At 41.9% G+C, this 13,266-nt stretch carries 11 protein-coding genes; 6 read left to right on the top strand and 5 right to left on the bottom strand.

All coding sequences use genetic code 11. The features are described from left to right. Positions 1 to 68: 68 nt before the first annotated feature. Genes nadD through leuS form a run of 4 tightly spaced genes read right to left on the bottom strand, consistent with a single transcriptional unit; the run spans position 69 to position 4,892 of the window. Positions 69 to 698, bottom strand: coding sequence for a nicotinate-nucleotide adenylyltransferase (gene nadD, locus N482_RS20785; protein WP_063378890.1), 630 nt, complete (start codon positions 696 to 698; stop codon positions 69 to 71). Then, positions 695 to 1,762, bottom strand: coding sequence for a DNA polymerase III subunit delta (holA, locus tag N482_RS20780; protein WP_063378889.1), 1,068 nt, complete (start codon positions 1,760 to 1,762; stop codon positions 695 to 697). Before holA ends, nadD begins: the two co-directional genes overlap by 4 nt. After that, positions 1,762 to 2,268: an LPS assembly lipoprotein LptE gene (gene lptE, locus N482_RS20775; protein ID WP_063378941.1), complete on the bottom strand. Its 507-nt coding sequence runs from the start codon at positions 2,266 to 2,268 to the stop codon at positions 1,762 to 1,764. Before lptE ends, holA begins: the two co-directional genes overlap by 1 nt. 47 nt (positions 2,269 to 2,315) lie before the next feature. Further along, positions 2,316 to 4,892: a leucine--tRNA ligase gene (leuS, locus tag N482_RS20770; protein WP_063378888.1), complete on the bottom strand. Its 2,577-nt coding sequence runs from the start codon at positions 4,890 to 4,892 to the stop codon at positions 2,316 to 2,318. 360 nt (positions 4,893 to 5,252) lie between these two features. Here leuS and N482_RS20765 point away from each other — a divergent pair, with 360 nt between their 5' ends. Genes N482_RS20765 through N482_RS20755 form a run of 3 tightly spaced genes read left to right on the top strand, consistent with a single transcriptional unit; the run spans position 5,253 to position 8,653 of the window. Next, positions 5,253 to 5,711: a zinc ribbon-containing protein gene (locus tag N482_RS20765; protein ID WP_063378887.1), complete on the top strand. Its 459-nt coding sequence runs from the start codon at positions 5,253 to 5,255 to the stop codon at positions 5,709 to 5,711. 42 nt (positions 5,712 to 5,753) lie between these two features. After that, on the top strand, positions 5,754 to 8,162 hold the full coding sequence (locus N482_RS20760; protein WP_063378886.1) for a Lon protease family protein: 2,409 nt from the start codon (positions 5,754 to 5,756) through the stop codon (positions 8,160 to 8,162). 11 nt (positions 8,163 to 8,173) lie between these two features. Beyond that, positions 8,174 to 8,653, top strand: coding sequence for an FKBP-type peptidyl-prolyl cis-trans isomerase (locus N482_RS20755; RefSeq protein ID WP_063378885.1), 480 nt, complete (start codon positions 8,174 to 8,176; stop codon positions 8,651 to 8,653). A gap of 474 nt (positions 8,654 to 9,127) precedes the next feature. On the opposite strand, the gene N482_RS20745 is transcribed toward N482_RS20755, so the two are convergent. Further along, positions 9,128 to 9,751, bottom strand: coding sequence for a TIGR04211 family SH3 domain-containing protein (locus tag N482_RS20745; protein ID WP_063378883.1), 624 nt, complete (start codon positions 9,749 to 9,751; stop codon positions 9,128 to 9,130). Between the two features lie 350 nt (positions 9,752 to 10,101). On the opposite strand from N482_RS20745, the gene N482_RS20740 reads away from it, so the two are divergent. From N482_RS20740 to N482_RS20730, 3 genes are all read left to right on the top strand, one after another. Next, positions 10,102 to 11,619, top strand: coding sequence for a CYTH and CHAD domain-containing protein (locus tag N482_RS20740; protein WP_063378882.1), 1,518 nt, complete (start codon positions 10,102 to 10,104; stop codon positions 11,617 to 11,619). After that, positions 11,588 to 12,265 (top strand): START domain-containing protein, encoded by a 678-nt coding sequence (locus N482_RS20735; RefSeq protein ID WP_063378881.1) that lies wholly within the window; start codon positions 11,588 to 11,590, stop codon positions 12,263 to 12,265. The genes N482_RS20740 and N482_RS20735 overlap by 32 nt, the downstream gene beginning before the upstream one ends. A 64-nt stretch (positions 12,266 to 12,329) precedes the next feature. Further along, positions 12,330 to 13,175, top strand: coding sequence for an HDOD domain-containing protein (locus N482_RS20730; protein WP_063378880.1), 846 nt, complete (start codon positions 12,330 to 12,332; stop codon positions 13,173 to 13,175). Positions 13,176 to 13,266: the final 91 nt, after the last annotated feature.

Genomic DNA, 13,266 nt, shown 5'->3' with positions numbered 1-13,266 from the left:
CATATACTTACAAATAAGGGCGTAATTCTAACACGCTTTTCTCTATATTTCCCAAGCCCATTTAAATACTAATCAGAGTACAGTTTGTTTTTATCTATATAGTTTAGGACATTAGGGCAGAGCCAAGGTTCCACACTTGCCCCTGATTTTATTGCTTTTCTTATCTTACTGGAGGCGGCTGAAAAAGGCGCTCCGGAGAGAAAATAACATTTACCAAAGAGGCAATCATGCAACTCTGCTGGGGAGCGAGCTTGAGACTGTTTTAAAAAAGACGACAGGGCAGGGGTTGCAGTGTACTCGTCTCCTGGACGGCGATATACAACAATGTGGCATAGCTGAGTAATTTCTTCCCATTGATGCCATTTATCCAAGCTATTAAAAGAATCCATACCCATTAAAAACACAATTGGCTGTAATGGATGCTCTTTTCTTAACTCTTGTAATGTGAGGACTGAATAGGAAGGCTCGACGCGTTTTAATTCTCTATCATCCAGTGCAAATTTAGGGTTGCCGCTTATCGCGATACGCAACATCTCAAGACGGTGTTGGGTGCTTACTCCCGGCCCTTTTTTATGAACAGGTGCAGCATTTGGCAAAAAGTGCAGTCGATCAAGCGATAACTCTTCAGTGCAATGTTTGGCCATATTGAGATGGCCAAGGTGGATAGGGTCAAACGTGCCGCCAAATATTGCTATCATGATTTGTACACGCCACTATTACGCTCTTCATGTGCACCTTCGTAAGGTATGACAAAGGGGAGTGATTGGCAAAAGCTTAAAGCAATATGAGCGAGGCCTTGATAAGGTGCCACAAGCACATTACGTTTGAAGGCAGAATCATATTGTGCGAGCAGAGTGATAATTTTTTCAAGTTGAGCAATGGTAATTCGATCAAGTGCTTGCTGGGTAACTTGTTGCTGATTTTTCCAGACATTGTTTTGTTTGAAAAGTTGGCTAATGGGCTGCCCGTTAACCATTCCGCGTTTAATGGTCAACAATACATTTGCTTGATTCTGAAGTGTCCAAGCAACGCTGGTGGGCTCCACATTATCCGCGGCAAGTTTGTTGAGAATTTTAATAATATACCCGGGGTTGCCTTTTAACAGCCCTTCATTTAAATCGAATATATCAAACTTCGCCTGATTCAGTAGACCACTCATTAATTGCTGCTGATCAATCAGATTGTCTTTGTATAGTAAGGATAGCTTTTCCAATTCCTGAGAAGCTGCCAGCAAATTCCCCTCAGTGGCGGCTAATAGGCTGCGTTTTGCATCGTGTTTTAAGTTGACTTTGAGACGTTTACACTCTTCGTCGAGCCATTTTTCTAGGTGGTATCCTGTTAGTGGATAGCAGGGAACGAATACACCACTCTTTTCAAGGCCCTTAAACCAAGCTGTACGCTGTATTTCTTGACTGGCTTTGTTGCCTTTTACAATCAAGATGACATCTGGGTTGATATTGCTGGCTATCTCTTTGAGGATAGCAGTGCCCTGTGTTGGAGGCTTTTGTTGATTTAAATCCAGCTCAATGAGCGTTTTTGCGCTAAAAAGTGACATGCTGTTATATTGAGCTAAGAGTTCTTGCCAGTCAAAGCCAGGTAAAATCGCAAACTTGATAACTTCATCAAAGCCTTGTTTTTTAGCAGCTTTGCGTACGCTTAACGCGCAGTTTCCCTCTTGAAAAGGTTCTTCGCCCAAAATGATATAGAATGGTTGCAGGCCTTGTTTTAATTGGCCTGCTAATTGATTTGCATAACAGCGCATTAGAGTTGTGACAATTCTCGAAGGATTCGTTTTGTGGCTAGCTTGCGCATTTCACTCAAAATGATTTCTAATTCTTTTGATTTGGCAAGCGAGTTGTTTGGGTCGTCTTGATAGTTGCGATATAACTCAAAGCTTTGCTCATAAGGTTCTCGGCCAGGTCGAGTTAGTCGATAGGAAACGACATACGCCAGTTCATACTGTGCTACCTGACCATTTGAAAATAGGCTAAGAGTCTGTCTGCTAAGAGAGTCTTTATAGAGGTGCAGCTCCGGCGCAGGGCCAGTGTGTGTAGCACTGTCGGCCTCATCGATTTTAACTTGAGAACGCTGTAATTCGTATTTTAGTTGTTCGTACAACGCTGACTTTTGATCATCACCAGTTAATTGCAGTGTTCGTAGGTCTTCAGGCAAATAAGAAGCCTGTTTTAAGTGAAATCCACAACCTGTGATTAAGAAACAGACCAGCAACATTGCCAGTCCATTTCGTAGCGCACGCAAAGCAGCCAAGCCACGACGGCTTGCTGCTATTTTTACTCGCGGCGTAAAGGCGACCATTAGTTGGCAACCACGTTGAGTAATTTACCTGGCACGTAAATAACCTTACGAATAGTTTTACCATCGGTAAATTTAGTCACGTTTTCTTCGCTAAATGCCAGTGCTTCAACTTGCTCTTTAGTCGCATCTGCTGCCACTGTCAGTTTGGCACGAAGTTTACCATTCACCTGCACAACAATGAGCTTTTCATCTTCTACAAGCGCACTTTGGTCTACTTGCGGCCAAGCTGCATCAAGTACGTCACCCTCATGGCCAAGTTGCTCCCACAACTCATGACACATATGCGGCGTAATTGGTGCCAGCATGATAACAATTGCATTAAGTGCTTCATTCGCCAGCGCGATATCTTGTGCGTCTTCTAACGGCGCTTTTGCAAGCTTGTTAGAAAGTTCCATAATAGCTGCGATTGCTGTGTTGAATGTCTGACGACGCTCTACGTCATCGGTGACTTTAGCAATTGCTTTATGTACTTCACGACGAAGCGCTTTTTGGTTGCTATTTAACGCAGCTAAATCTAGGCTTGATGCACCTGCATTCTTAACGTCTACTGCGTATTTCCAGATACGACGCAAGAATCTTTGTGCGCCTTCTACACCAGAGTCAGACCATTCAAGCGTTTGCTCTGGTGGTGCTGTAAACATCATAAACAAGCGAACTGTATCTGCACCGTACTGTTTAATTACAGTTTGAGGGTCGATACCGTTATTCTTAGACTTAGACATCTTGCTCATGCCTGCAGAGATGACTGGCTCTTCGTCGCCTTTGTGCCAAGCTTTTGTAATTCTGCCTTTGTCGTCTTTTTCTGTTTCTACATCCAATGGTGAGATCCAGATATCACCACCTTTTTCGTCTTTACGGAAATAGGTTTCAGCCAATACCATGCCTTGACATAGTAAACGCTCAAATGGCTCATCAGAGTTAACTAAACCAAAGTCACGTAGTAACTTGTGGAAGAAGCGAGCGTATAGTAAGTGTAGAATTGCATGCTCGATACCACCGATATACTGGTTAACTGGTAGCCAGTAATTTGCAGCACCAGGCTCAAGCATCCCTTCATCGTAGCGTGGGCTGCAGTAACGTGCGTAATACCAAGACGATTCCATAAAGGTATCAAAGGTATCTGTTTCGTGGAATACAGACTCACCATTTACGGTTGCTTTTGCCCATTCAGGGTCTGCTTTGATAGGCGATGTTACGCCGTCCATAACGACATCTTCAGGCAAACGAACAGGCAACATGTCTTCGGTTGCAGCCAGCTCAGAGCCATCTTCTTTGTTTAGCATTGGGATCGGTGAACCCCAGTAACGTTGGCGGCTTACCCCCCAATCACGAAGACGGAAGTTTACTTTACGTTTGCCTGCACCTAGACCTTCTAATTTGTCTGCAATCGCGTTGAATGCAGCGTCAAAGTCTAGACCATCAAACTCACCAGAATTAACCAATACGCCTTTTTCAGTGAATGCGGCGTTTTCTAAATCTGCAATTTCTTCTGCGCTGATAACTTGTTTAATCTCAAGACCGTATGCAGTTGCGAACTCGTAGTCACGCTGATCGTGTCCTGGTACTGCCATCACTGCGCCAGAACCATAATCCATCAGTACAAAGTTTGCGATCCAGATCGGCACTTCTTGCCCTGTTAGAGGGTGGACTGCTGTAAAGCCTGTCGCGATGCCTTTTTTATCCATAGTCGCAAGGTCAGCTTCAGCCACTTTGGTGTTTTTGCACTCTTCAACAAACTCTGCAACTGCTGTATTGTTTTCTGCCGCTTCTAACGCGATTGGGTGCCCAGCCGCTACTGCAACATAAGTAACACCCATAAAAGTATCTGGACGAGTTGTATAAACCGTGAAGTGTTCGCCATTGTCTGCGCGTTTGAAGTCAATCTCTAAGCCTTCAGAACGACCAATCCAGTTGCGCTGCATGGTTTTGACTTGTTCAGGCCAGTGCTCTAGTTTATCAAGATCGTCAAGTAACTCTTGTGCATAGTCTGTAATTTTAATAAACCACTGCGGAATTTCTTTTTGTTCCACAAGTGCACCTGAGCGCCAACCGCGACCATCAATTACTTGCTCGTTTGCAAGTACAGTTTGGTCAACTGGATCCCAGTTTACGGTAGACATTTTCTTGTAAACTAAACCCTTTTCATAAAGTTTGGTAAAGAACCATTGTTCCCACTTGTAGTATTCTGGGTGACAGGTAGCAATTTCGCGATCCCAGTCGTAGCCAAATCCAAGTTGCTTTAATTGATTACGCATGTAATCGATATTTTCATAAGTCCACTTAGCAGGTGCAGTATTATTTTTAATTGCTGCGTTTTCTGCTGGTAGACCAAATGCATCCCAGCCCATTGGCTGCATGACATTTTTACCTTGCAAACGTTGGAAGCGTGATACCACATCGCCGATTGTGTAATTACGAACGTGACCCATGTGGAGTCGACCGCTTGGGTAAGGGAACATAGATAAGCAGTAGTATTTTTCTTTGTTTTCGTCTTCGACTACTTTAAATGTTTTGTTTTCTTCCCAATAGGACTGAACCTTGGGTTCGATTTCTTGTGGGTTGTATTGCTCTTGCATTGACGTTTCCAGACTTCTTGCAAACTAATAATAAAAATTGGCCAATAGCATACCCGAAAACTTGACCTGATCACAGTTCCATATGGTCATTTTGCAAGTAATTGTGAGTTTTTTGGCAGAAATGCCGGTTTCCATTTGGCAGACTGGATATATGTGGCCTCAGAGCACGGAAAATGGCTCTTTTGGGTGACTGTTCTATACTCTTAATAGTGTGATGTTCTCTGTATATGTGTCTAATGTAAGCGTGTATCACTTTGATATCGAGAGTGTTGATTTTACATTGATTACTAACTGAATGAGAGTGCCAAACTTAACCCATCAAATCCTTAAGTTAATTGGGGAGCTTGATAAGGAGGCGCAATGGCTGATTATAAGCAGTGGCTAAGCGATTTTTCGACTTGGATGAAAGATATTAAAGAGCATGAGTTGAAAAAACTCGTGGACAACTTCATTCAAGAAGAGGAAAAGTGGCGAGAATTCGGACAAAACAAAATCAATGATTACCGTCACTATTTCAAGCGTGACTTGGAGCATATTAATAACCACCATGAGCATTATGAGGGAGTTGCTTGGGAAGAATTTAAAGCATCCATATTATACGAGTTGGCTTACCTCGAAGATCGTACTCAACTGGAGTGGCAAGCGCTAATGTCTGATTTTGAACATGATGGAGTTTATAAACAAGGTGAATGGATAGCTTTGGGGCAATTAGTATGTAAGAATTGCGGGAATAAAATTGATATATATCACGCCTTTGAGATCACAGCTTGTAGCGAGTGTGGACACGGTAGTTTCAATCGTAAGGCGCTGACCCCCTAAAAACTCGTTATCAATCGGGTATTAACAATAAAGAATTCAGGAATGACTAAGACAATAAAGCCGCTTCTCTCGGAGCAACTCGCACCGAGTGTTTCTTTGCAACACATTCGCTCGTGCATGCAAAACCCTTACCCAGAGTCTTTGCCCTTCATAGGTCAGCAGCGTGCGCAAAGCGCCTTAGATTTTGCACTTGGTATGGACTTACCCGGTTACAATGTGTTTGTAATGGGAGAGGCTGCTACTGGGCGCTTTACAATGGTAAAGGAAAAACTCGAAGCACACAGTAAATCTAGACCTACCCCTAAAGAGTGGCTTTACGTTAATAACTACGAAGATCACCGTGAGCCAATTACCATGTTCATGCAACCTGGAGAAAGTCGCAAACTCGCAGATGATGTTGACGCACTTTTAGATGAGGTTGTGGATACTTTTCCAGCAGCATTTGATAACCCAGGTTATCAGCGTAAGAAAAAGTCGATAGATAGAGACTTTGATAATAAATACAACGCGGCGCTAGCCGCTGTCGAACAAATGGCAATAGAGAAAAGCGTTGTCATGATGGAAGAAAACGGTGTAGTGAGTTTTGCTCCAGTTATCAATGGTAAGCAATTAGATGACAATGAATTCGCCGCATTAGAAGAGCAAGTACAAGCGCAGTTTTACGATTCAATAGATGAATTGGAAGATGGACTCATCGAGGCGCTCATTGAGTTGCCACGTTGGAAGCGCGAGTCATCAGAGAAGCTGCGAAAGCTTAAAAAAACCACTATTGAGCTTGCTACCAAGCCATTACTCAAAGCGCTTGAGCACAAATATGCGAGTCATATTGGCGTAATTCGATATTTAAAAGACTTGAGAGTAGAAGTTGTCGAAGCGGTCTTGGATTGGCTTGATGACGAGTCCGCAGCATCCGAAGAGCAAAAAGACGATTTTGACGCGAAAGGGATGCTGACGGACTTTTTTGCACCAAACATCTTAATTGAGTACAAAGAAGGCGCGCCTGCTCCTGTCGTTTATGAGCCAAACCCGACCTTTGGTAACATTTTTGGCAAAATTGAGTATGAAAGCGCACAAGGCTCTCTGATCACTAGCTATCGCTCTATTCAAGCTGGTGCTTTGCACAGAGCAAATGGTGGTTATTTGATAATGGATGCGGACAAGGTGATCTCATCACCACAGGTTTGGGATGGGTTGAAGCTGTCGTTAAAGACACACCAAATAAAAAATGATCTACCATACCAAGACAGTTCGGTTGGTAGCAGTTTTACTCTCAAGCCCCAGTTAATCCCGATGGATGTAAAAATTATTTTGCTTGGCTCCAGAGATTTGTATTACACGATTAGCGAATATGATGAGGAGTTCGGAGAGTTATTTAGAGTCTTGTCAGACTTCGATTATTACTTGCCTTCAAGTGACAGACTACAATATCAGTTCGTGTCCAAGGTTCAGGACTATTGTGAGCAAACGCTCAAATGCAGCTTATCAGAAGAAGCTTTAGCGCGACTGCTAAAGTTTAGTTATCGCCAAGCAGAGCATCAGAGTAAGTTATCTGCACGGTTTGCAGATGTGCTAGAGCTCGTTGCAGAAGCGAGTTACTACGCTAAACAAGACGATGAAGATGAAATTGATGCACACCACATCAATGAAGCACTTGTCGGTAAGCAATATCGAACAGGGCAGCTGAGTGAAAATATGCTCAGTGATATCGAAGAGGGTCATACGTTAATTGCGACTCAGGGTAAAGTTGTAGGTATAGTGAATGGTTTAACCGTATTACATATTGGCGACACCTCATTTGGTAACCCTGCGAGGATAACCGCGACTGTGTATGCCGGTTCCGATGGCGTGATTGATGTTGAGCGAGAGGCTGAACTTGGTAAATCAATTCACTCTAAAGGCGTTATGTTGTTAACTGGATATCTAGGCAACAGGTACGCGCAAAACTTCAGTTTGACTTTAAGTGCAAATATTGCGATTGAGCAAAGCTATGGATACATAGATGGCGATAGCGCCTCTTTGGCTGAATTGTGTGGACTGATTTCGGCGATAACTCAAATTCCTATTGATCAATCATTAGCGCTCACAGGTTCAATTAATCAGCATGGTGAAGTTCAGGCGGTTGGTGGTGTGAATGAAAAGGTCGAAGGGTTCTTTAAACTGTGCAAAATGCGTGGGCTGACTGGCAAACAAGGCGTTATTATTCCGCATTCTAACTTGATTAACTTAGTGCTAGAAGATGAGGTTATTGAAGCGATTGGAACCAACAAATTTCAAATCTATGCAGTGAAAAATGTGGATGAAGCATTAGAGCTGTTAATGGGAGTACCAGCTGGTGACACGCAAACTGGTGCGTACCCTGAAGGTTCAATAAATCAGCGAGCGTTGAATAGGCTAGAGCAAATTGCACAAGTCGTAAATGGTGAAGATAAAGACACTTCGGAAGAAGGTTAATAGAGGTAGATATGTCAGTAACGAGTATTATTGTCACTGTATTGGCTTTAGGGCTTGCATGGTTCATTTACAGTGGTAATCAAAAGCAAAAACAAATAGCGCAGATTAACCGTATTGATGCAGAAGAGTTTCTAGCAAAAAATGCCTCGAAAGAAGGCGTCATCACAACTGCAAGTGGGCTGCAGTATGAAATTATTCACAAAGGTGAGGGCAGTGCCTCACCATCTATAAATGATTCAGTGACGGTGCACTACCATGGCACCTTGCTCAGTGGGATGGTATTTGATAGTTCGGTAGACAGAGGCGAAGCGCTTACGTTTAGTCCAAAGCAGGTGATTACAGGCTGGACAGAAGCGTTGCAACTGATGGTTGAAGGCGATAAGTTTCGTTTATTCATACATCCGGACCTTGCGTATGGAGACAGTGCTGCGGGAAAGATAGGTGCTGGCTCTCTAATAATTTTTGAGGTGGAATTGCTCAAGATTAAATAATCTATTTTCGGTTGTTATGTACATTTAAATGTAAAATAAAGCTTGATTTTTGATTATTTTGTTATTTTAATGGGGACAGGTATCGTCAATGGCAAGGAGGTGATACTTGGGGTATCTGTTTTTAATTATATGTAGTTTTATGGGAGGGATTTATTGTCGAAGAGCAAGTAATAATAAACTGATGATAATTCAAAATTACTTATCTTCTTCTTACCCAAATTTTTACTACGAGCTTTCAGTAGATAGGTTTGATATTGGGCAGGCAGAAGCGTTTGCTTTTAATCTGTCAAAGCCTTCACTTAAAGACAAATTACACAATCTAGATGATACAAGATTAAAAGAGTTACTTTTAGATAAGTATTTCGCTGATGTAGGATGTATATTTTTCTCGTTGGGCGCTATTTTTTTCTTTTCTCTATTAATACTCGTACTTTAGATGAAAACCCACTTTCATATCAAAGTGGGTTTTTTTTATTAACTCCAGCCGTCATACCTCTTACGACGAGACAGTAGTAAGGTGAGTATCACTCCTAGCAGAACACCACCTAAGGCGATTGCACCGCCATATGTCAAAAGTTGGTGCTGCTCTCGCTCTACTTTGTTTTGGTTCTGTTGAGCTTCTAGTTCGACTTGCTGATTTAAATCTCTTATTGTTTTCTGCAGTTCGCTATTTTGTGTTTCTAGCGAGTCATAATCATTTTGCAACTGTGGCATTGTTGTTTGCAAAGTTGTCAACTGCTCTTGTGACACAGCAAGCTGCTGAGTCAGATCGTTGACTTGCTGCTTGAGACCCGGATCAGCTGTTACAAACTTAGATTCTACCCAGCCACTACGGTTCTTATCGTCGATAATACGGACAAAGTCATTATTTTGTTCATTCGTAATTGTCACCGCGGTTCCTGCTTCGACGGAGCCTAGTATGCGATAGTTTTTACCTGGACCCGAATGTACGTATAAGTAGAGGTTATCAACGATATAGCCGTTAGGCGTGCTTTGCTGTGCCGTTTGTTCTTGTAGGTTTGCCTCTTCTAAATCTTGTGCATGCAACGTAAGAGGAGTAAAAACAAACAAAAGTGGCAGTGCGAGCTTTTTGAACATTCGCGAGCCTTTATTTTTAAGTTTTATATACAATTATCAAAATAGTATGGATTTAAGTAGCGCTTGGCAAGCGCTTAAAGCACAAACAGGCGCTTTTAGCACATATGTAATCAATCGCTAATTGGTATGTTTGATATATTATTATGTTGATTATGTATTTAGCGCTCTGATTAAGGGAAATCTGGCTAAATTGACCTGCTGATTGGATTGATAGTGACATATATATCTAAGATGATAACACTCTGTAATTTTTAGTGCATTTAGGTCGCTGTAAGAGTAAAAAGATTGCAAATGTGGATACCTTTGTATATTTTGGTTGTTCTCAAATTACAAAGGTAAATCTCGCCCTAATGGACACTGAAATAGAACTGAAGTTTTTGGTTTCAGATAATGAAGTTCCCTTGATCCCGGCTTTAATCACACAATTTGCAAAGCGGGTAAATAATAAGCCAGCAAAAAACCTTCAAAATGCCTACTATGATTCTCCAAGTCGAGAATTGCGCGCATTAGATATCGGTCTGCGTACAAGATGTGCTGATAACAATTGTGAGCAGACGATTAAGCTCTCGGGAGAAGTCGTTGGGGGACTTCATCAACGTCCAGAATATAATTTACCGTTGTCTGGTAATAAACCAGATATTTTTGCTTTTAATGCCAATATCTGGCCAATGGGCATGCGTTTGGAATCAATAGCGCAAAATCTATACCCTATATTTAGCACTAACTTTATTCGCAGAACTTGGCTTATTGAAACCAACAACGGCGGTAAAATTGAGGTTGTTTTAGATAAAGGTGAGATTTCGGCTAGAGGCCAAACAGAACAGATCTGTGAACTAGAAATCGAGTTGGTCGAAGGTGATAGAAGTGACTTGTTTAAGCTGGCCGAACAATTACTCTCTCATATTGGTCTGAGGTTGGGCTTTTATTCGAAAGCGGCAAGGGGTTATCGACTGGCAGATAACTTACCATTGACGGTCGATAAAGCGATTGGTTTCGTGCCGTTGGCCGATGATTGTACTCAGGAGCAAGCACTGATTGCAACAGTGAACTACGCGATTGAGTTTGTACAAAAACACGAACAATGCTATGTCAATGAACCGACGCTAAAAGCGCTGAAGCGAATCATTGATGGAGTACAACTGATCAGGCATGCTTTTTGGTTGTTTGATGACTTCGTTGCGAAGGAGTCAACAGAGTCACTAAAGAAAGAACTTAAATGGCTGTTAGGTGAACTTCAGTGGGTTGAAAGCGCAAGCTATTTAAAAACCTACACGTCCAAGCGTCATGCGTATTACAAACGTATTAATGGTGCACCAGAATTGGCGCAAGTGATCAATGACCTTAAAGATGTACAGCCAACTCCAACTGACTTAGAAGATTTGTTTCACTGTTCTAGATACAACAAGTTGATACTCGATTTAACGCGCTGGTTACTGGAAAAAAGTTGGCGTCAGAATTGGGATCAACAAGCTATAAAAGCTGCGCAAAGTAGTGCAAAGTCGAAAGCTAAAAGAACTTTTGATACAGATTGGAAGAGTTTGCGCAATACCTTTTCTGAAAGCAAATCACTGTCTGTGGGAGAGTATTTGCAGGGTAGGGGAGTGCTAGAAGAGATGCTGCTGAGCGGTAATTGTTTTGGTAGCTTGTATGATTCGCCACAACGGCATGACTTTAGAGCGCCTTGGGTGGACATCGTATTTGGTATTCATGAATTAGAAACATTGCATTACCTAAAACAGTTATGTGAAGGACAAAAAGAGACCTCTTTTGTAGAAATCCTGACTTGGCTTCAACAAAAAGCTGATTTCTTAATCAGCGCGATGGAGCAGAGCCGACATGCTTCGCTTAATTGTGAGCCATACTGGTAGAAGTTGTTTAGTCGGCGCATTAATGTGCGCCGCAACCATGAGCACTGCGAATGGAAGTGAGTCATGGACGTTGTATAAATCTAATGATTGGCTAGAAATTCATTATAAGGAACTACCAAATGGGCTTGCGAAAGTTAAAGGACAAGCTAGGTTAGAAAATACTTCAACGAAGTCGGTTATCAATGTGCTTACCGACACTGAGTCTATTCCTGAATGGGTCAGCAATGTGCAATCAGTCACATTATTAGCACAACCTGAATCACATCAATCCCTTGTCCATACTAAGTTGAATCTTCCTTGGCCTGTTGCAGATAGAGAGATGCTCACACTGTCCTGCTTTAGCCAATTAGGCGAACATCAATATATTTTGAAAGTACGTTCTGTAGAAACTAAAAGTGGGACTATGTCACGTTTGCAAATCACAGACATAGATATCAATTGGGTATTTTTAGAAGTTTCCTCCGGCCTGAACATCACTTATATAGCGCAGGCCAAGCTCAATGGCGCTGTACCAAACTGGATAGCAAATATGGCATCACTCAAAAATACCAAGAGCATGCTAGATTCTTTAAAAATAAGACTGTCTGAAAGCCCTATATTGTTTACTGATTGGACGTTACTTCCCGGTGATTGTGATGGATTTTGAAATAGTGGCGACAGGGTAATTTTCATCTACTACACTAAAATCAAAGCCACCCGATTGTTGACCTATGATAGATATTGATGACAAGGTTCTAGCGGATTTACGATCTGGATTTAATCTCCCTGCTAAGCCTGAGATTTTGCAGAGTTTGCAAAATGAATTAAATCAAGATGAGCCTGAATTAAACCGAGTTGCCGATATCATCTCAATAGATGTAGCTACCTCGGCGGCCGTGTTGAAGGTAATAAACTCGCCGGCGTATGGTATGTCAAGAACCATTACGGACATTAAGCAGGCCGTTATGTTCCTTGGCATGAATTGCATCACTCAAGTAGTGACAGGGCACTTATTGAAAAGCGCGTTTGATCAAAATGATAGCTGTATTTCTTTGCAGCGTTTTTGGGATAGCGCATCTGAAATTTCTCAAGTGGCGATGCTGATCGGTAAGAAAGTTCGCGCACAAACGCCTATTGAAGACTTACAATTACTTGGCCTATTTCACGATGCCGGCATTCCTGCAATGGCAATGAGGTTTGATGATTATGGGGATGTGTTGTCAAAAGCAGCACAGCGACCCGAGCACACGTTAATGCAGTATGAAGAGCAACAGTATCCAACTAACCACACAGTAGTGGGATATTACTTAGCGAGCTCTTGGCATTTACCAAAACGTGTTTGCCAAATTATTTTACGTCATCACGATGCGATGTTCTTTCAAGACAGCGAATCAGAATTAGAAAAACAGACTATGGCGATTCTAAAACTTGCAGAAAATTTTACGTTCGAAATAAAGCATTTCAGAAGTTGTGCGGATTGGTATGCGTTTCGAGATGATGTGATGCTGTCTTTGGATTTAAGTGATGATGATTATACCGATATAAAAGAAGACGTTGAGGAATTTCTGATAGGTTAAAAATACATTGAGGTTGAGAAAGTTAATAAAAAAGGCGCTAAAAAGCTGTCTCTTGATCACAAGTCTGATCCAAGAGACTTAGCTAAATCGT

The sequence above is a fragment of the Pseudoalteromonas luteoviolacea NCIMB 1942 genome (assembly GCF_001625595.1).
In the GTDB taxonomy this organism is placed as follows: domain Bacteria; phylum Pseudomonadota; class Gammaproteobacteria; order Enterobacterales; family Alteromonadaceae; genus Pseudoalteromonas; species Pseudoalteromonas luteoviolacea_A.
The sequence above is the reverse complement of the archived record's forward strand: the minus strand, read 5'-3'. Positions and strand labels throughout refer to the sequence as shown.